The sequence below is a fragment of the Vibrio galatheae genome (genome assembly GCF_000967545.1).
Lineage (GTDB): Bacteria > Pseudomonadota > Gammaproteobacteria > Enterobacterales > Vibrionaceae > Vibrio > Vibrio galatheae.
On record NZ_JXXV01000019.1, the window covers coordinates 24728 to 45046 of the forward strand.

At 46.7% G+C, this 20319-nt stretch carries 16 protein-coding genes and 1 pseudogene; 12 read left to right on the forward strand and 5 right to left on the reverse strand.

The features are described from left to right. Positions 1–192 precede the first annotated feature (192 nt). Both ppc and argE read right to left on the reverse strand, forming a co-directional pair. Positions 193–2826 carry a phosphoenolpyruvate carboxylase gene (ppc, locus tag TW81_RS12520; RefSeq protein WP_045956072.1) on the reverse strand — a complete coding sequence of 878 codons (2634 nt, stop codon included), beginning with the start codon at positions 2824–2826 and terminating at the stop codon, positions 193–195. A gap of 212 nt (positions 2827–3038) precedes the next feature. Then, on the reverse strand, positions 3039–4175 hold the full coding sequence (gene argE / locus TW81_RS12525; RefSeq protein WP_045956073.1) for an acetylornithine deacetylase: 1137 nt from the start codon (positions 4173–4175) through the stop codon (positions 3039–3041). 153 nt (positions 4176–4328) lie between these two features. Here argE and argC point away from each other — a divergent pair, with 153 nt between their 5' ends. The 4 genes from argC (at position 4329) to argH (ending at position 9600) form a co-directional block, all read left to right on the forward strand. Continuing rightward, positions 4329–5333 carry an N-acetyl-gamma-glutamyl-phosphate reductase gene (gene argC, locus TW81_RS12530; RefSeq protein WP_045956074.1) on the forward strand — a complete coding sequence of 335 codons (1005 nt, stop codon included), beginning with the start codon at positions 4329–4331 and terminating at the stop codon, positions 5331–5333. A 22-nt stretch (positions 5334–5355) separates the two neighbouring features. After that, complete coding sequence (gene argB / locus TW81_RS12535) at positions 5356–6147, forward strand: acetylglutamate kinase (RefSeq protein ID WP_045956075.1); 792 nt, start codon at positions 5356–5358, stop codon at positions 6145–6147. A 115-nt stretch (positions 6148–6262) separates the two neighbouring features. Further along, positions 6263–7477, forward strand: a complete 1215-nt coding sequence (locus TW81_RS12540; protein WP_045956076.1) for an argininosuccinate synthase — start codon at positions 6263–6265, stop codon at positions 7475–7477. A gap of 248 nt (positions 7478–7725) precedes the next feature. Continuing rightward, a complete protein-coding gene (argH, locus tag TW81_RS12545) occupies positions 7726–9600 on the forward strand; it encodes an argininosuccinate lyase (protein ID WP_045956077.1) in 1875 nt (624 codons plus the stop codon). A gap of 177 nt (positions 9601–9777) precedes the next feature. On the opposite strand, the gene TW81_RS12550 is transcribed toward argH, so the two are convergent. Continuing rightward, positions 9778–10029, reverse strand: coding sequence for a DUF3624 domain-containing protein (locus TW81_RS12550; RefSeq protein ID WP_045956078.1), 252 nt, complete (start codon positions 10027–10029; stop codon positions 9778–9780). 106 nt (positions 10030–10135) lie between these two features. On the opposite strand from TW81_RS12550, the pseudogene TW81_RS12555 reads away from it, so the two are divergent. Together TW81_RS12555 and TW81_RS12560 are read left to right on the forward strand one after the other, a co-directional pair. Beyond that, positions 10136–10255: pseudogene (locus TW81_RS12555) on the forward strand (RidA family protein); the annotation flags it as partial. A gap of 190 nt (positions 10256–10445) precedes the next feature. After that, positions 10446–11258: a substrate-binding periplasmic protein gene (locus TW81_RS12560; RefSeq protein WP_045956079.1), complete on the forward strand. Its 813-nt coding sequence runs from the start codon at positions 10446–10448 to the stop codon at positions 11256–11258. A gap of 82 nt (positions 11259–11340) precedes the next feature. On the opposite strand, the gene TW81_RS12565 is transcribed toward TW81_RS12560, so the two are convergent. Beyond that, entirely contained in the window at positions 11341–12069 is a 729-nt protein-coding gene (locus tag TW81_RS12565; RefSeq protein WP_045956080.1) for a redoxin family protein, read from the reverse strand. Between the two features lie 170 nt (positions 12070–12239). Between TW81_RS12565 and oxyR the strand changes: the two genes are divergently transcribed. Further along, positions 12240–13133, forward strand: a complete 894-nt coding sequence (oxyR, locus tag TW81_RS12570; protein ID WP_045956081.1) for a DNA-binding transcriptional regulator OxyR — start codon at positions 12240–12242, stop codon at positions 13131–13133. 65 nt (positions 13134–13198) lie between these two features. Here oxyR and TW81_RS12575 read toward each other — a convergent pair whose 3' ends face one another. Beyond that, the gene (locus tag TW81_RS12575) at positions 13199–15712 is read right to left on the reverse strand and encodes a penicillin-binding protein 1A (protein WP_045956082.1); all 2514 of its coding nucleotides are present in this window, start codon (positions 15710–15712) and stop codon (positions 13199–13201) included. Between the two features lie 139 nt (positions 15713–15851). Between TW81_RS12575 and pilM the strand changes: the two genes are divergently transcribed. From pilM to TW81_RS12600, 5 genes are read left to right on the forward strand one after another with little or no spacing between them, the layout of a single operon-like run. Beyond that, a complete protein-coding gene (pilM, locus tag TW81_RS12580) occupies positions 15852–16838 on the forward strand; it encodes a type IV pilus assembly protein PilM (protein ID WP_045956083.1) in 987 nt (328 codons plus the stop codon). A 7-nt stretch (positions 16839–16845) separates the two neighbouring features. Further along, positions 16846–17391 (forward strand): PilN domain-containing protein, encoded by a 546-nt coding sequence (locus TW81_RS12585; protein ID WP_239424364.1) that lies wholly within the window; start codon positions 16846–16848, stop codon positions 17389–17391. Next, positions 17378–17974 carry a type IV pilus inner membrane component PilO gene (locus TW81_RS12590; protein WP_045956085.1) on the forward strand — a complete coding sequence of 199 codons (597 nt, stop codon included), beginning with the start codon at positions 17378–17380 and terminating at the stop codon, positions 17972–17974. The genes TW81_RS12585 and TW81_RS12590 overlap by 14 nt, the downstream gene beginning before the upstream one ends. Further along, entirely contained in the window at positions 17964–18473 is a 510-nt protein-coding gene (locus TW81_RS12595; protein WP_045956086.1) for a pilus assembly protein PilP, read from the forward strand. The genes TW81_RS12590 and TW81_RS12595 overlap by 11 nt, the downstream gene beginning before the upstream one ends. 21 nt (positions 18474–18494) lie before the next feature. Continuing rightward, the gene (locus TW81_RS12600; protein ID WP_045956087.1) at positions 18495–20171 is read left to right on the forward strand and encodes a type IV pilus secretin PilQ; all 1677 of its coding nucleotides are present in this window, start codon (positions 18495–18497) and stop codon (positions 20169–20171) included. Positions 20172–20319: the final 148 nt, after the last annotated feature.

Consider the following 20319-nt stretch of genomic DNA (forward strand, 5'->3'; position numbering starts at 1 on the left):
CATAAAGTGGAATAGAAGGACAAAATATCCCAAAAAGCTGATAAAATTCTCAATAGTTATTGTTGGGTAAATTATAGTGTTGTTATTTGGTATTTTGTGTCTTTTTTTTGATGTTAAATTCTACTTTACGGCCTGTAAGGGATACAAAAAAGGTTGGTGTAGTAACACCAACCTTGCTGTGCTGATGAAACCTTAACCTGTATTACGCATACCGGCTGCGATACCAGCAATCGTTACCATCAAAGCTTCTTCCAGTTCAGGCGCCGCTTGCTCGTTTTGACGTGTGCGGTACAAGAGTTCCGCTTGCAGCATATTCAATGGCTCCACATAGATATTACGTAGGCGAATCGATTCTTGGCCCCATGGGTCGCTCTGCATTAAGTTTTCGTTGTTTTCAACGTTTAGCACTGACTTAATGTCTTTTTGCAGTTGCGCACGTAGACGATCACCAAGTGGCAGCAAATTCTTGTCGACCAAACGTTCATCGTAGTAACGTGAGATCTCCATGTTGCACTTGGTGTACACCATCTCAAGCATGCCTAAACGAGTCGAGAAGAACGGCCATTCACGACACATCTCTTCAAGTAGAGCCTGATGGCCCTTGTCGACTGAGTATTGAATCGCCTCACCAGCACCTAGCCAAGCTGGGAGTACCAAACGGTTTTGGCTCCACGAGAAGATCCACGGAATGGCACGCAAACTTTCCACGCCACCGTTAGGGTTGCGTTTGGCCGGTCTTGAACCTAGCGGCAATTTACCTAGCTCTAGTTCAGGTGTCGCTTGGCGGAAATAAGGCACGAAATCGGCTTCACCGCGCACCACATTTCGGTATGCTTCACAGCTTACTTCAGAGAGTACGTTCATCAGGTCGCGCCACTCTTGCTTAGGCTGTGGTGGCGGTAATAGGTTGGCTTCAAGAATCGCGCTGGCGTACAAACTAAAGCTGTTAACGGCTACTTCTGGTAAACCCAGCTTGAAGCGAATCATCTCACCTTGTTCGGTCACACGTAGGCCACCTTTTAGGCTTTTCGGTGGCTGAGAAAGTAACGCGGCATGCGCTGGTGCACCACCACGACCGATAGTACCGCCACGGCCATGGAATAATGTCAATTCAACGCCTTCTACCTCTGCGACTTTCACTAGTGATTCCATCGCATGGTACTGCGCCCAGCCAGCAGACATGACGCCAGCATCTTTGGCTGAATCTGAGTAACCGATCATGACCATTTGGTGGTTTTGGATAAAGCCGCGGTAAAGGTCAATACCCATCAGCTGTTTAATGACTGCTTCGGCATTGTTCAGGTCATCGAGCGTTTCAAACAGCGGACACACGTCCATGCGGTAAGGGCAGCCGGATTCTTGCAGCAGCAAATGAACCGCAAGCACATCAGAAGCGGTTCGTGCCATTGAGATAACATACGCACCAAACGCTTCACGTGGTTGAGCGGCAACAATCTTACACGTATCCAGTACTTCTTGAACGGCTTCAGATGGTTGCCAATCGCGAGGAAGCAGTGGTCGCTTAGAAGCCAGTTCGTTAGTAAGGAAAGCAATTTTATCTTGCTCACTCCATTGGTCGTAATCACCAATACCTAGATAGCGAGTCAGCTCAGATAGGACATCAGAGTGACGTGTACTCTCTTGGCGAATATCCAAGCGAACTAGGTGGACGCCAAAGGCTTTAATGCGACGTAGCGTATCAAGCAGCGAACCATCAGCTATGATGCCCATACCACATTCATGCAGCGATTGGTAACAGGCGTACAGCGGTTGCCACAATTGCTCGATACTTTGTAGCGGGGCTTTAACCGCGAGCTTTTGACCATTGATCTTAGCATCAAGAATGTCTTTGGTGTCATTAAGCAGTGTACGTAGTTCTTTGAGTACCGCGCGATAAGGTTCGTGTTCATCTTCACCAGCTAGTTCACGAACGGCATCGTTGCACTGAGTCATTGACAGTTCGCTAACTAGCTCATTGATGTCGTTTAGGTAAAGGTCAGCAGCTTTCCAACGTGACAGAAGTAAAACTTCACGGGTAATGGTGTGGGTGACGAACGGGTTACCGTCGCGGTCGCCGCCCATCCAAGACGAGAAGTGTACAGGTCGCGCATCAATAGGCAGACCTTCGCCAAGATATCCTTCCAAGCGTTCATCCAACTCACGTAAGAAATCTGGTACCGCTTCCCATAGTGAATTTTCAACAACGGCAAAGCCCCATTTTGCTTCATCAAGAGGGGTTGGGCGCTGTTTACGGATGGTGTCAGAGTGCCAGCTTTGAGCAATCAACTGTTCAAGGCGACGTTCGGTTTTGTGGCGTTCTTTGACGGATAAGTCACCCAACTCTAGCTTCGACAAGCACTTATTGATCTTGACCAGTTTGTGAATCATGGTGCGACGCGTAATCTCAGTCGGGTGCGCTGTCAGTACCAGTTCAATATTCAGGTCGCGTACTGCTTGGGCCGTATCTAACTTACTAATGTCGTTTTGCGCGAGCTTAGAAAAGAGGGTGTTGATGGCGTCAGGTTCGCAAACGTGCGCATCACAATGGCGAGAGATAGTGTGATACTGCTCTGCCATATTGGTTAGATTGAGAAATTGGTTGAATGCGTGAGCGACGGGAGTCAACTGCTCATTCGGCAGGCTTTTGATCTCTTCAATCAAGCTATCTCTGTCTTGCTGATTGCCTGCGAGGGCGGACTTCGAAAGTTTACGAATGGTTTCTACTTTCTCTAGAAGCACCTCACCATGTGCGTCCTTGATGGTGTTGCCGAGCAAGTGTCCTAGCATGCTCACGTTGCTTCTGAGCGCAGAGTATTTCTCGTTCATTATCATCCTGCCTTGTAAAAAAATTACATCCAATGTTCCTTGTTAGACAGACAATCTAGCGAAAAATATCGCTGCGAGTCAAATATTGTCAACTAAGTTTGCAATTATTATGCAAGTGAGTGTAAAGCTTTCCCAGAAGTAAAAATGACTATTTATGTTGAAATTTTATTACATAATAGGCAGATAACGCTCCCAAGCGGGAGCGTTTGATTTTAGAAACAATACTTATGCATCGCTTTCGATAGAACATCTATGGTCGGGTCGATAAACTCAAAAGCAAGGAATTCATCAGGCTGATGGGCTTGATCTATCGATCCTGGACCTAACACCAGCGTTGGACAAAGCTGCTGTAAAAATGGTGCTTCGGTACAATAGTTAACGGTCTCAGATTTTGTACCGCACAACTCTTCGACACCATCAATGAAGGGGTGGTCATGCTGACACTCATAGCCCGGGATAGGCTCGTGTAAGGGCGTAATTGAAATTCGGCCCGGCCACTTCGCCTCAACCTCTTTTAGCGCGCCGCGCAACAGGTTGTCTAGCCCATCGAGGCTAATACCTGGTAGCGGCCGGACATCATAATGCAACTCACAGCAGCCACAGATACGGTTTGCGCTGTCGCCTCCATGAATGTGGCCTAAGTTTAACGTTGGGCTGGGAATCGCAAATCCTGGGTGGTGGTACTCTTTGATCAGCTTGTCGCGTAACTGCATTAGAGCAAACAATACTTCATGCATGATTTCGATGGCGTTGACACCGAGCGCTGGATCCGATGAGTGTCCGGACTTACCGGTAACACGAACCGCATTGGCGACATGGCCTTTATGTCCACGAATCGGCACTAGGCTGGTTGGTTCACCTATGATGCAGTAGTCCGGTTTAAATGGGGCGTTGTCAGTGAAGTGACGAGCACCAAGCATGGTTGTTTCTTCGTCACATGTCGCGAGAATGTAGAGCGGTTTGCTCTGTTTACTCCAATCAACCTTTTTCACGGCTTCAATGATAAAGGCAAAGAAGCCCTTCATGTCAGCGGTGCCAAGGCCATAAAAACGATTGTTGGCTTCGGTGAGGGCGTGTGGATCATAGTTCCAGCGCCCTTCATCAAAAGGCACGGTATCGCTATGACCAGCAAGCAGTAAGCCGCCTTCGCCTGCGCCTTTTTTGGCGATTAAGTTGAACTTCCCAGGTTCAACTTCCGTTAAATTCACCTCAAAGCCGACGTCTTTAAGCCAAGTCGCTAACTTTTCAATCACTTTTGCATTGCCTTCATCCCAACTTGGATCGGTTGAGCTAATAGAAGAGGTAGAAATTAGGCCACGGTAGACCTCAAGAAAACTTGGTAATTGCATAATAAGTTTACATTCCCTGTTGACAGAGTTCGGCTAAGAAGGTAAAACACATATTAAATCACTTTTATTGAATAAAAAACCAATAAAAGCTTAATAATTTAAATTTATACTCACTCTTTAAGTGTCATTTTTGAATCAAATTGGATGTCTGAGATGCTGAAAACCACAATCATAGGCGCAAGCGGTTACACCGGAGCAGAGCTTGCTTTGATGGTACACAAACACCCTGAGCTAACGCTATCAGGTTTGTATGTGTCCGCCAATAGCCTAGATGCAGGTAAAGACATTGCTCAGCTTCACGGTAAGTTAGCTGGAATTATTAGTCAGTCAGTAGAGCCGTTAGTTGATGTTGATGCGGTTGCAAAACAGAGTGATGTGGTGTTTTTGGCCACTGCACATCAGGTAAGCCACGATCTAGCGCCCCAGTTTTTGGCTCAAGGTTGCCAGGTGTTTGATTTGTCAGGGGCGTTTCGCGTTAAGAAAGAAGGCTTCTACAACCAATTCTACGGTTTTGAGCATCAGCATGCGGTTTGGTTAGATAACGCGGTTTATGGCTTGGCTGAGTGGAATGCTGAAGCGATCAAACACAGTCAACTGATTGCGGTTCCTGGTTGTTACCCGACGGCATCGCAATTGGCGATTAAACCGCTGCTTGATGCGGGTTTAATTGATAAGGTTCAGTGGCCAGTCATTAATGCCACTAGCGGAGTGACTGGTGCCGGTCGAAAAGCGTCAATGACCAATAGTTTTTGCGAAGTGAGCTTGCAACCTTATGGTGTATTTAACCATCGCCACCAGCCTGAAATTGCTAGCCATTTAGGTACTGACGTTATCTTTACGCCTCATCTTGGCAACTTTAAGCGTGGCATCTTGGCTACCATCACTATGAAGCTGGCTGCGGGAAGTGATGCTGAGCAAGTGGCTAGCGCGTTTAATTCGGCCTACCAAAGTAAATCGGCGGTGCGCTTACTAGAGTCAGCGCTACCGAGTATTCAAAATGTTGAAAATACACCTTTCTGCGATATTGGCTGGAAGGTGCAAGGCGAGCACGTCATCGTTGTAGCGGCGATTGATAACTTGCTAAAAGGCGCATCAAGTCAAGCGATGCAATGTTTAAACATCCACTACGGATTTCCAGAGTTGACTGCTCTTGTTTAGTTGAGCAGGGAAGGAACAAGTGATGACAGAAAATAATCTTACTCCATTAGTGATCAAATTAGGCGGTGCTGCACTGTCGTGTACTGAGACGTTAAGCCAGGTATTTGGTGCGATTGCCCAATACCAGCAGCAAGCTCAGCGACGAATTGTGATCGTTCACGGAGGAGGTTACCTAGTGGACGATCTGATGGCGAAACTGCAACTTGAAACGGTCAAGAAAGCAGGTCTTCGCGTGACGCCTTATGAGCAAATTCCTGTGATTGCAGGCGCGCTTGCTGGGACAGCGAACAAAATGTTGCAAGGGCAAGCGATCAAAGATGGACTTAATGCAATTGGTCTGAGTTTAGCTGATGGCGGTCTATGCCATGTTGAAGAGCTCGACCCTGAACTCGGTGCAGTAGGTAAAGCGACGCCTGGGGATTCAACTGTGCTGCAAGCCATACTGCAAACTGGAGCGCTGCCCATCATTAGTTCGATCGGTTTGACCACACAAGGCCAGATGATGAATGTCAATGCAGACCAAGCCGCCGTTGCTGTAGCGGGGGCATTAGATGCAGAGCTGGTGCTGTTATCAGACGTAAGTGGCGTGCTTGATGGCAAAGGTCACCTAATCAAAACGTTGGATGACAAGCAAGCGCAAAGCCTTATCAAAGGCCAAGTGATTACTGATGGGATGATTGTAAAGGTCAATGCGGCTTTGGAAGCGGCGAATGACTTAGGCCGCCCAATTGAAGTAGCAACATGGCGCTATCCAGAAAAGCTTGCTCAGCTATTTGCTGGCCAAAGTATTGGTACGCAGTTTTTACCACAGTAAAGCAAGACAGATTCAAGGTTCAGTGCCGAAGGCATTGAGCAAGAGAAATAGATTTAATTAGTAAGTTACCCGTAGCACTGACCGCCAAGCGCAGCGCCGGGATTTGGAGAGAAAAATGAGCAAAGTTCAAGTTAATAAAGTTGTTGTCGCATACTCTGGCGGTCTGGATACTTCGGTAATTATTCCATGGCTAAAAGAGAACTATGATTGTGAAGTCGTTGCATTCGTTGCCGATGTTGGTCAGGGCGCTGAAGAGCTTGAAGGTATCGAAGCAAAAGCGATTGCCTCTGGCGCTTCAGAATGTTACATCGCAGACCTAAAAGAAGAGATGGTTGCTGAGTATATCTACCCAACTCTAAAAACAGGTGCTTACTACGAAGGTAAATACCTACTAGGTACTTCAATGGCTCGTCCAATCATTGCCAAAGCGCAAGTTGAGGTTGCACGCAAAGTGGGTGCAGATGCACTATGTCATGGCTGTACAGGTAAAGGTAACGACCAAGTTCGTTTTGAGGGCGCATTTGCCGCACTTGCCCCTGATCTCCATGTGATTGCTCCTTGGCGTGAATGGGACCTAGTCAGCCGTGAAGAATGTTTGGACTACCTTGCTGAGCGCAACATTCCATGTACCGCATCACTAACGAAAATTTATTCACGTGACGCGAACGCATGGCATATCTCAACAGAAGGTGGCGTATTAGAAAGCACTTGGAACGCACCGAACGAAGATTGCTGGGTTTGGACGGTTGATCCTGAGCAAGCACCTAACGAAGCAGAATACGTCACGCTGAAAGTTGAAAAAGGTGAAGTTGTGGGTGTTGATGGCGAAGCGATGACACCATACAACGCACTGGTTTACCTCAATGAAAAAGGCGCTAAACACGGCGTGGGTCGTATCGATATCGTTGAGAACCGTTTAGTCGGTATGAAGTCTCGCGGTTGTTACGAAACTCCAGGAGGCACCATCATGATGGAAGCACTTCGTGCCGTAGAACAACTTGTGTTAGATAAAACGTCATTTGAGTTCCGTGAAGAGCTGGGTGTTAAAGCGTCTCACCTTGTATACGATGGTCGTTGGTTCACTCCTTTATGTAAATCGATTCTCGCAGCGTCTGAAGAGCTAGCGAAAGATGTTAATGGTGAAGTGGTTGTTAAACTGTATAAAGGTCAGGCAACCGTGACTCAGAAACGTTCTGACAATAGCTTGTACTGTGAAGAATTTGCCACCTTCGGTGCTGATGAGGTTTACGACCAAAGCCATGCTGAAGGCTTTATCCGTCTTTACTCACTATCAAGTCGCATTCGTGCTCTAAACAGCCAGAAAAAATAATCACGTTTAAATAACGATTTTACAAGCCCACTCGGTGATTCCGGTGGGCTTTTCCTTTATCTGCCCCGCGAACATCAATAGAAACCCATTATGAATAAATATGTTAAAAAAATGAATTAATACTTTATTTTTGTTCTGTTTTGCCGTAAGTTTGAACCATCAAATAATACTGAATGTAATTCAGAATTTATCTAAGCAATGTTACTAACCAGCACGACTAGTGAGCACAGGTAATCAGGAGATACGCGATGGCATTATGGGGCGGAAGATTTACCCAAGCGGCAGATACGAGATTCAAAGATTTTAACGACTCATTGCGCTTCGATTACCGATTAGCTGAACAAGATATCGTTGGTTCTATCGCATGGTCAAAGGCTTTGTTGTCTGTTGATGTATTAACAGAAGAAGAGCAGCAGAAACTAGAACTGGCACTCAATGAGCTCAAGCTCGAAGTGATGGAAGATCCACATCAGATCCTTCGCTCTGACGCTGAGGATATTCACTCTTGGGTAGAGCAGCAACTGATCAGCAAAGTTGGTGATTTAGGTAAGAAGCTGCACACTGGCCGTTCGCGTAACGATCAGGTGGCGACAGACCTAAAATTATGGTGTCGCCAGCAAGGACAGCAATTGCTGATGGCGCTTGACCGTCTTCAGGCGCAGATGGTTTCAGTTGCGAAAGAGCATCAAGGCACTGTCCTGCCTGGCTATACTCACCTACAGCGCGCGCAACCAGTCACATTTGCCCATTGGTGCCTCGCTTATGTCGAGATGTTCGAGCGTGATTATTCGCGCCTTGATGATGCGATTAACCGCCTTGATACCTGCCCACTGGGTTCTGGTGCGCTGGCGGGCACCGCTTACGCTATCGATCGTGAGCAACTGGCGCACAATCTTGGCTTCCGTCGTGCAACCCGTAACTCGCTTGACTCTGTGTCGGATCGTGATCATGTGATGGAGCTGATGTCAGTGGCGTCGATCTCTATGCTGCACTTGTCGCGTTTGGCAGAAGATATGATCTTCTACAACTCGGGTGAATCTAACTTTATTGAACTGGCCGATACCGTTACCTCGGGCTCTTCATTGATGCCACAGAAGAAAAACCCAGATGCGCTAGAACTTATCCGTGGTAAAACGGGGCGTGTCTATGGCTCTCTTGCTGGCATGATGATGACAGTCAAAGCACTGCCTCTTGCCTATAACAAAGATATGCAAGAAGACAAAGAAGGCTTGTTTGACGCTCTGGACACTTGGAACGACTGTATGGAAATGGCCGCGCTGTGCTTTGATGGTATCAAGGTTAATGGTGAGCGTACGTTGGAAGCGGCTAAACAAGGTTACGCCAACGCAACAGAACTGGCTGATTACTTGGTTGCTAAGGGGATTCCTTTCCGTGAAGCACACCATATCGTTGGCGTCGCGGTTGTCGGTGCGATTGCCAAAGGCTGTGCCCTTGAAGAGCTGTCGATTGCTGAGTTAAAAGAGTTTTCACCGGTTATCGAACAAGATGTCTATGCAATTCTGACCATTGAATCTTGTCTTGAAAAACGCAGTGCGTTAGGTGGTGTTTCACCTAAACAAGTCGCGTACGCTGTTGAGCAAGCAGAAAGTCGTTTAATTAAACGTGATACTTCGGCGGTCAATGTTCGTCCGGCGCGTTTAACTGATATTGAATCTCTAGAAAGCATGGTCGCGTACTGGGCTAACATGGGCGAAAACTTGCCAAGATCGCGCAGTGAGCTGGTACGTGATATCGGATCGTTTGCTGTAGCAGAACACCACGGCGAAGTGACGGGATGTGCCTCTTTGTATGTCTACGATTCTGGATTAGCGGAAATTCGTTCACTTGGCGTTGAAGCGGGTTGGCAGGGGCAAGGTCAGGGTAGTGCGATTGTGCAGTACTTAGTTGAGAAAGCTCGTCAAATGGCAATCAAAAAAGTATTCGTCTTAACTCGTACGCCAGAGTTCTTTATGAAGCAGGCATTTTTGCCAACGTCGAAGTCATTGCTGCCTGAAAAAGTGCTCAAAGATTGCGATCAGTGCCCAAGACAGCACGCATGTGATGAAGTTGCACTTGAAGTCAATTTAGTTGAACAGGCAATTGTGCGAGTGAATGTTGCTTAAGTGATTGATTAAAAAGCGCCCAAATAAAAGATCAAAAAAGATCGAATGTTTTGGGAACTATTGAGAAGAAGCTGGGTCTATTAAAGTACCACTGCTTTTTCTTAGAAGAATCTAAGAGAGCCCCAAGGACACATTGTCTTTGGGGCTTTTTTTATATTTAGAGATTGGGAAAGTTTATCATTTTTTCTTATTGCGATTTTGCCAAGGAATAATGATAAACCGCATCCATAAATGCAGCGCTAACAAACCATTAAAAGCGAATCCGGCCATGAGTAAGGCAATAGATTCAATGCTGTTAGGATTGTCTTTAAATAGCCACCACCAGACTATCCAACAGAGAACAGAAAGCACGGTAAGCTGATCCATGCAGCGTTTACAGCGGCCGATTTTTTGCCAAAACCAATTATCTTTACAGTAGGGGCATGTCATGCGGGTACAAATTCGCTAATCAATCTTGCTCAATAGCATATCGTAAACCAATGACAAAGTGAGAAAAATGATTGAACGCCAACACACCAAGCAGCGCATGAGCTGAATCGTGAAACATAACGGAACCATCTACCTTTGTGGTCAAGTATGTGCTGATGCGACACTGGGAATTACCGAGCAAACTCAAACCATGCTTGATAAAGTTGAACAGTTATTGCATGAAGCCCTAGTGGTTGAAATTTCGGTGATTGCCGCAGAAAAATAGTGCTCGTTAAGTTAGACAAATCTCAACAACAACCGATAATTAGAGATTATTTTGGGGATAAGTGAGCGCTCAAAGAAGATTTCCCTCTTCCAGCATGTGAGGGCTGTACTGCTATAGTTTAGGAAATGGACAAACAAAAGCAGAGGTGTTTATGCGGCTTTTAGTTGGATGTTTGATAGCGCTTTGCAGCTATGCCACCGCGGCCAGCGCTACGACCGAAATCATTATGGGGTATCGCACTATGGAAAAAATGCCATACATCCAAGCCGATCCCAATGATGATGGTTTCTACTTCGAGCTGTATGATGAGGCGGCCAAACGGATTGGTGCGACACTGAAAGTAGTGCGTTTGCCGAAGTTGAGAGTATTGATTGCCTTAGAAACTGGTGAAATCGATTTCTACCCCGGTTTTGCCTTTGATTTGGAGCGTGCGAAATACGCCTATTGGGTACCTAATGGCACCTATCAACGTGATGTCGCTGTCACGCTTAAGGGATGGCCGTTGATGACTCAATCCACGTCGCTTGATGGCTTTACCCAATTGGTAGCACTAGGCAACCCTGATTATCTTGTCGGCCGCGATACCTCAAAAATGAATCAATTTACCGTTTCTGAACTGGATGTAGGACGAGCGATGGCGTTTTTACGTCGTGGCCGCGCGGATTTCTATGTTTATGAGGAGGACACCTTGCGTTACTACCTTAAAACGGAAGGCTTAAATGATATGATGATTCATCCTAATTTTGTCGATAGAAGTTCACCTTCTTGGGCGGGTTTTAGCCGTCACTCAACCTTGTTTAAGGGGCAAGAAAATCCTGCTTATGATCCAAATTTGCCTTTGGCTAGAGACAATATGCCGATGCAGTTAGTACCGGGCTCTGTGATTGATGAATTCCAGCAAGCTCTCCATCAAATGGAAATGGAAGGTTGGACTCAAGCCTTGTACCGTAAGCACTTTGAGTGATTGCGAGCGCATTATTTCAGCGAGAAAAGAGGCGCTAGCAACGACTTTCCGGCTCTATGCTGAGCCGGAAAGTTGAGTGTTGTTAACCGAGGTAAGTCTCTAGCTCTTCACTACCACCGATATGTTTCCCACCAATGAAAACTTGAGGTACCGTTGTACGGCCAGAGATGGCGCGCAAGCTAACTGTGGTGGCATCTTTGCCTAAAATCACTTCTTCATATTGTAAACCGTGATCAATTAGGGTCTGTTTCGCTTTGACACAGAACGGGCAACCTGGTTTGGTGAACACGGTAATCGATTCTTGAGTTCTGTAATTAGGTGCGACATAGCCAAGCATAGTGTCGGCATCCGAAACTTTGAACGGGTCACCCGGCTCGTTTGGTTCAATAAACATCTTCTCAACCACACCATTTTTGACCAGCATGCTGTAGCGCCAAGATCGTTTACCAAATCCTAGGTCATTTTTATCCACTAACATGCCCATACCGTCAGTGAACTCACCATTACCATCAGGGATAAAGCGGATGTTTTCTGCTTCCTGATCGGCTTTCCAAGCATTCATGACGAATGTATCGTTGACTGACATACAGATAATCTCATCAACGCCATGCTCGTTAAAAACAGAGAACAACTCATTGTAGCGTGGCAAATGACTTGAAGAACACGTTGGAGTGAAGGCGCCCGGTAAGCTAAATACAATCACAGTTTTGTCTTTGAACAACTCATCGCTTGTGATATTGACCCAAGTGTCACCCTGACGTGTCGGGAAAGTTACCTGTGGGACGTTTTGGCCTTCTTTAGATGCAAACATAGAGGATTCCTTTTTATGGATTTTTATAAGTTTAGTCATTGAGTCTTATCAGTATTGTGACTGTGCTCTGATTCGATGGAGATATTATTCAACAAACTCTTTGATAGCTCTAATCGTTTGATGTTATGGTTTTGATAGGTAAATTCTATCTTTTATAGGAGAGGGAAGGCATGAATATCCGAGACTTTGAGTACTTGGTTGCACTGGCAGAGCACAAACATTTTCGCAAAGCCGCAGAGGCGTGTTTTGTTAGCCAGCCGACACTCAGTGGTCAAATTCGCAAGCTGGAAGATGAGTTGGGAACCACTCTGTTAGAGCGCAGCAGTCGTCGAGTGTTGTTCACCGATGCTGGCTTACAACTGGTGGAACAAGCAAAGCGCATATTGTCAGAGGTGAAAACCTTTAAAGATATGGCCAGCGGCCAAGCGGGAGAAATGGTTGGCCCAATGCACATCGGCTTTATCCCAACGGTAGGTCCTTACTTGCTACCTAAGATCATACCTACACTTAAAGAGTCTTTTCCGGATCTGGAGCTGTATTTACACGAAGCTCAGACTCATCAACTCGTTCGTCAGTTAGAAGATGGTAAGTTGGACTGTTTGGTTTTAGCCTCGGTTGCCGAGACCGCACCATTTAAAGAAATTGAGGTATACAACGAGCCGCTGAGCATTGCTGTTCCGTGTAATCATGAGTGGGCTAAGCTCGATCAAGTCGACATGCTTGAGTTAAATGGTAAAACTGTACTTGCGCTAGGTGATGGTCACTGTTTGCGCGACCAAGCTCTCGGCTTTTGTTTCGCGGCGGGCGCGCAGGACGATGAGCGATTCAAAGCCACCAGCTTAGAGACCTTACGTAACATGGTGGCCGCAGGTGCGGGTATTACCTTGTTGCCAGAATTGTCATTGCCCAAAGAACGACAGAAAGATGGAGTGTGCTACGTCCCAGCGATTAATCCGGTTCCGTCACGCAGCATTGTGCTGGCATACCGCCCAGGATCGCCATTAAGAGCTCGTTTTGAACAGTTGGCTCAAACCATTAAAACCTGTCTTGACGAAAATAAGTAATTAGCCAATAAAAAGAGGTTGATGCGCAAACACCAACCTCTTTTTGATTCTATTTAGTCGAACGTTTAGAACAGCTCTTCACCACTTTCCGAGGTATAGATGCTGTCAGTGCTCTGACTCGACACGTACTCGGTTGGTTCTGTGCCTTCCAAGAAATACTCAAACATTGAGCTTGAGTCGAACTTGTTGGTCAACAGACCAGAGTCTCTATCGATGCGCACCCGAACAATATGCTCTGGCAGCGGTTTATCATGCTGCGGAACACCGTCAAGTGCGATACGCATAAAGTCGACCCAAGCAGGTTGAGCAGTTTTAGCCCCAGCTTCTACACCCGTGATTTGGTCTTTATCTAGGTTGCTGTTTGCTTTGGTCTTACCCAAGTTTCGGGTGTGATCGTCAAAACCCACCCACGCAACTGCGACCATATCTGGGCCATAGCCGTTGTACCAAGTATCTTTCGAGTCGTTTGTTGTTCCTGTTTTACCGCCAATATCGCGGCGCTGAAGTTTCTGTGCGCGCCAGCCAGTACCGTTCCAGCCAGTACCTTCACTCCAGTTACCACCACCCCAAATATTGCTGTACATCATTTCACGAACTAAGAATGCGGTCTGTTCTGAGATGACTTGAGGGGCAAATTGAGGCTCGCCAGTTTCTGTCGAGAGATCTTGCTCAGCAAACTCAGAGTCATTGTTCTCTGCTGCTGTGCAGTCCTGACGACAGACGACTTGGGGTGAGGCGCTAAACTCTAAATTGCCAAATGGACCTTCTACCCGTTCAATGTAGAAAGGCTCGACATAGTAGCCGCCATTAGCAAAGACAGAGTAGCCCTGAGCCATTTTCATGGGTGTTAAGCTACCTGCACCGAGCGCTATGGTTTCCGAACGTGGCACTTGGTCAATATCAAAACCAAAACGTGTCAGGTATTCACGCGTTTCGTCGAGGCCGACTTCGCGCAGTACGCGCACCGCCATAACGTTTTTCGATTGGGCTAATCCAATCCGCAGGCGCGTTGGGCCAACATAAGTCGGTGGTGAATTTTTAGGTCGCCATGCCGTACCTTGACTTTGGTCCCACTGGTTGATGGGTGCATCATTAACTAAGGTTGCCAGTGTTAACCCTTTGTCTATCGCCGCGGCGTAAATAAATGGCTTGATACTCGAACCCACTTGGCGAACAGATTGAGTGGCACGGTTAAATTTATTGTGGATAAAGTTAAACCCGCCGACCAACGACAACACAGCGCCGTTTTCTGGGTTCATTGCGACGAAAGCGGTGTTGGCATTGGGAACTTGGCTCAAATGCCAAGCAAAATGGCTCTCTTCGTCAGCTTTTGTTTCAACCTGACGCACCCAAATTTGCTCACCTTCTGTCAAGATGTCTTTCGCCTTACTTGGCGCAGGGCCTTGGCGCTCATCGGTGAGGAATTTACGAGCCCATTTCATGCCATCCCATGCCAGTGTTTCTACCCCGTGATTTTTAATCCAGACCGTGGCTTGTTTGTTTTCTACTTTAGTCACAACGGCAGGAGTCAGCTCACCATAAGTTGGGACATTATCCAGTGTTTTGTCGAGTTGCTGTTCATCAAAGGCGACAGCTCCTGCTTGCCACAGAACTTTCTCAGCACCGCGATAACCATGGCGCTCATCGTACGCAAGCAAGTTGTCTATTGCCGATTTATTCGCTGCGTCTTGCAGTTTAGAGTCAACCGTGGTGTAGATGTTCATTCCCGAGGTATAGGCTTCTTCTTCACCATAACGTGCCACCATCCAAGCGCGTGCTAACTCAGCAACGTAAGGTGCACTTAACTCTATCTCTGCGCCGTGGTAGCGAGAGAGGATCTCTTCACTGCGCGCTTGGTCGTACTCTTCCTGAGTGATGTATTTCTCATCCAACATACGCAGCAGTACCACGTTGCGGCGGTTGGTAGCGCGCTCGAGCGAGTAAATCGGGTTCATCGTTGATGGTGCTTTAGGCATGCCCGCTAGTGTTGCGATTTCGCTTAGCGTCAGGTCTTTTAGCTCTTTACCGAAATAGGTCTGTGCTGCGGCACCAAAGCCGTAAGAGCGGTAACCAAGGAAGATCTTGTTGACGTAGAGCTCCATGATCTCTTCTTTGCTCAGCAGCTGTTCAATGTGGATCGCAATGAAGATCTCTTTGATTTTTCGCATAATCTTCTTTTCATTTGAAAGGAAGAAGTTACGTGCTAACTGCTGGGTAATGGTACTTGCGCCCTGTTTGGCCGAGCCTGATAGAGCAACGACAACAGCGGCACGGGTTATACCAATCGGGTCGATGCCTGGGTGGTCGTAGAAACGGCTATCTTCGGTTGCGATCAGCGCTTCAATAAGGTGCTGGGGAATATCGTCATAAGCGACAGGTATCCGGCGCTTCTCACCAAATTGGGAGATTAATTTGCCGTCTTGGCTAAACACCTGCATCGGTGTTTGTAGTTTTACATCTTTCAGTGTCGCTACGTCTGGTAGCTCTGGCTTCACATAGGAATAGAAGCCGAATATCGTACCGACCCCAAGAATTATGCAAATCAATGTGAATATAAGTAGTCGCTTTATGAACTTCACCGGAGATTCCCTGATTGATTAGATTCGCTATATGCAAACCCTTGTACTTTAAGCTAGAAATTTAGCTCATCGTGTCTATGTGCTTATTTAACCATCAATTTAAGCAAATGAGCTAAGCAAAAGTACGGAGCTAAGCTGCATGGGTAAATCATTAGTTACAGGCATTGAAATTGGTCACCACAGTATCAAAGCGGTGGTTCTTAAGCCAAACAAGCGCACTTTGGCCCTTGTTGACCATCAAGAGTTGCCGCTTGAAGCGGGCATTTTCTCTGATAACCATATGTCAAATTATCAGAAAATTGTAAAGAAACTCAAAGAACTAAGGAAGTGTTTGCCGCGATTTAGTCGAAAAGTTGCATTATCTATACCCGACAATTCGGTAATAAGTAAGGTATTACAGATAGATAGCAAGCTTGACAGTCAAGAAGTTGAGTACGCGATCAGCCATGCATTTTCTCGTCAGTCTCCCTTTCCAATTGAAGAGTTAAACCTAGATTACGTCGAACTTGGACTCGATAACGCCGGTGAGACGAGAGATTTTCAAGTTTATGCGACCAAGAAAGCAACGGTCGCTGAGCAAGTGGCGATGTTTAAATGTGCGGGTTTGGAACCGATAGTGGTTGATATGCGTTCGCACGGATTGGTGAATTTGTGGCAACGATCCGCGAGCGTGTTAGGCACATCAAAGTGGTTAATGATTGACATTGAAATGGACCAATTTTCTCTGTGCATGGACTTTCCAGACAAGGCGTCGTTTTGTAAACAAATCATTCTGACCAACGACACGAGTGAAAGTAAAACCCATGACGATCCGTTTCGTTCACCATTTGCCAATCCATCTGTGATCGGCAAGATTCAACGTTGTGTCCAGCAAGTAGCGTCTGTGCACGATGTGACAATCCAAGGTATTTGGTTGGTGGGTAACATTGCCTGCATAAGCTGCTGGCAAGAAGAGCTTTGCCGCAGTTTGCCTCTTGAATGCCAAGTGCTCAATCCGCTTGCTCTGTTTAGTGAGTCAGCGGCAGTGCACTGTGTGGCGCAGAACGCGGAGGGGAGCCAGTATGCGTCGGCGGCAGGAATGGCTCTGCGTGGGATTGATTGGTTGAATCACAGTTATGCTGCATAGGATCAATTTGCTGAATTGGCGTGAGGAGAAGCGCCGAGCGCGCCAGAGGCGTTTATTGGCGTTATTGCTGGCGGGGGGAGTGATGGCTGTGGGGCTTCAAATTACTCTCGGGGTATACCTAGATAAGCAATACGTTCTTCAGCAACAGCGTAATCAATATCTCGCAAGCTATACACTACAACTCAGTGAACAACTGAACCAACTCCAAATGCTTGAACAAACTCATCAAGCGTTACAGTCGAGATTAAATCTCGTGCAAGCGTTGCAAGTTGAGCGCAACAGAACTACGAATATCATGAATTTACTTCCTCAAATGATTCCGGCGGGTGTCTATCTCGACCAAGTTAAGATGAACGATGGGCATATTCAGTTGGAAGGGATCAGTGAATCCACCTCCCTGTTGGCAATCATGTTGCAGAGTTTAGAAGCATCGCCACTGGTGACCAATATAGAAATGCATTCAATCGTAGATGGCACGGTTAGGTTTGCGCGTAACTATCAAGCTTACAAGGTCGCGTTCACTTTACGCGGTGAGAACGATGGCACGGATTAGTTTTTCCGACTTAGATGTCGAAGAGATCAGTCAATGGCCGTTGTTATTCCAACTCACGCTAGTGATTGCCTTGGTGCTTGCGCTGCAGGCTGTCGGCTATTGGTTTTATCTGCAACCTAAGTTGAATGAATTAAACCAGTTAAAGCAACAGGAACAGCAGAGTAAAACGTCTACGTTAATCGCTATCAATAAGACGATGAGTCTGCCTCGGCTAGAAGCAAAAATCGAACAACTCACCTTGCGCTATGACCATCTGATTGGTCAGTTTCCGCAGCAAAAAGAGTTGGCGAAAGTTCTCGCTGCCGTGAATCGACTTGCTCTCAGCCACACACTGAGCGTGACTCGCATTGATTGGGGCGATAAACAGCAGCAGGGTTTGTTGTATAAATTGCCGCTCAATATCGAATTGACGGGTAGCTATCATGATATTGGCGCATTTTGCGCCGCAATTGCGGCCTTGCCACGAATGATCAATTTTACCCAAGTAGGTTGGCAGCGGGTCAACCCAGATAGTAACACGATTAAACTAACCGTTCGTGCTTACACCTATCAGTTTAAATCGGAGCTGACTGATGAACTCTAAACCCATGCTGCTGATCGCTATCGGGCTCGCTGGTTGTCAGGCCGAGCAAGAGTCGTTAGCTGATTTTCTGGCGAGTGCTAAGCGGCACGCCCAAACTCAGGTTCAGCCCTTGCAGCATACCGCTGTGGTTTCAGTTGCCAAATATACAGCTCAAGGCCTTCGTCAGCCATTTGAGCTGCCACAAAGTAGTGGGACTGCCTCGTTTCAAGCACAACAAAAGCCGTGTCGTCAGCCAGACTTGTTCGCTTACTCGGGGCAATTTTCACGCTATCCGCTAAGTCAATTGCGCTTTAAAGGCACCATGATGCGCGGTGACAGTATTTCGGCTTTAATTGCATCGCCATCAGGTAATGTTAAGCGGATAGAGTCAGGTCAGCGCCTAGGCGAGCATCAAGCTAAGGTCAAACGGGTGACCAAAGAGTACGTACTGGTTGAAGAAAATCGACCAGATTCGCTTGGTTGTTGGCAGGTGAGTGAAATTAAGCTGGCATTAAAATGAAACCATGGATAAAAAACCAAGATGAACAAAGGAATCGCTTCAGTTACGACGCTATATTTGGGCTACCTCTTAAGCTTACTGCTGTGCCTGCCTATCGCAGCTTTCGCCGAACCACAGCTGCAAAATACATTGCTTGATGTCGATTTTACCCTAGATTCTAAGCGCAATGGACAAATGGTTTTTACGCTCTCTCATCCGCGCTTGGCGACTGACATACAAAAAACCGAACAAGGCATCAGCATTGAGCTTATTGATACTCAAGTGGTCGATGATCTGCTTAAAGTGTTTGATGTTTCTGAATTTTCGACCCCAGTGAGACAAGTCGAAGTTTTCCGTTACCCCGATAGTGTGCTCATCGGTGTAACAATTGATGGAGAGGTTGATTTTGACTACCGACAGCAAGGAAATGTTCTAACCGTTGTGGTGAGTTCAATTAAGGCCACACCGTTAAAAGACAACGGAGTTTTAGGTCACAAGAGTACTAAGCTCTCACTCAATTTCCAAGATATTCCAGTTCGCAACGTATTGCAGCTTATTGCGGATTATAACGATTTTAATCTGGTTGTGTCTGATACTGTTTCCGGCAATCTTACCCTGCGTTTGGACGATGTAGTGTGGCAGAAAGCACTGGTGATTATTTTACATATCAAAGGGCTTGATATGTATGTCGACGGCAATGTGGTCTTGATTGCACCTAAAGCCGAGCTGGATGAGCGTCTTCAGCTTGGGGCGCTAGCGTCAGAAATTATTATGGTTAAATTTGCGCTCGCGTCCGATATCGCCAGTTTAGTCAAGGGCGAGGGAGCGCAGGGGCTGTTGTCTTCACGGGGAACGATAAGCGTCGATGAGCGTACCAACGCGCTATTGATAAGAGATTTAAAGCCCAATATTGATGCCATTCGTTCGATCGTAGAATCGCTCGATGTACCGGTCAAACAAGTGCAAATAGAGGCGCGGATTGTCACCGTCAATGAAGGCAATTTAGAAGAACTGGGTGTGCGTTGGGGATTTAGCAATACCAATGGCACAACCTCGATTGGGGCAACGATCGAAGACAACTTATTTGATTCAGTGCCGATTGATGAGATGCTCAATGTCAATTTGGCCGCGACATCGACCAACGCCTCGACCATTGCCTTTCAGGTTGCAAAACTTGGTTCCGATATGCTGCTCGATCTAGAGCTCTCTGCGTTGCAAAGAGAGTCGAAAGCCGAAGTTATTTCCAGTCCACGATTGATCACGACCAACAAGAAACCTGCTTATATTGAACAAGGTAGCGAAATTCCATATTTGGAATCGTCATCCAGCGGCGCAACCAGTGTGTCATTTAAAAAGGCGGTGTTGAGCCTCAAGGTGACCCCACAAATTACTCCGGATAATCGCTTGATTCTCGATCTAAACGTGACGCAAGACAGGCCGGGTGAAGTGGTTAAAACCGGGACTGGGGAAGCGGTGGCGATTAATACTCAGCGAATTGGTACTCAGGTGCTGGTGGAGAATGGTGAAACCATAGTGCTCGGCGGTATTTTCCAACACAGCGTGACCGATGCGACCGAGAAAGTTCCCTTGCTAGGCGATATCCCTTTACTCGGGGCATTATTTCGTCGTACCTATCAGCAGATGGGCAAAAGCGAACTGCTTATTTTTGTCACGCCTAGAGTGGTTATCGAGCGAGAATTAGCTCTGGAACGAAAATAAATTTGCATTAAGGTCACCTTATCTAGATAATTTCGGGTCTTATCACGAATTATCTGTGAGGAATAGGTGCCACAAGCATTTCCATCGCTAGTTTCACACTGGCTTTTCTTGTGGCGATGTCATTGAATTAACGTTGTAAATTACTGCT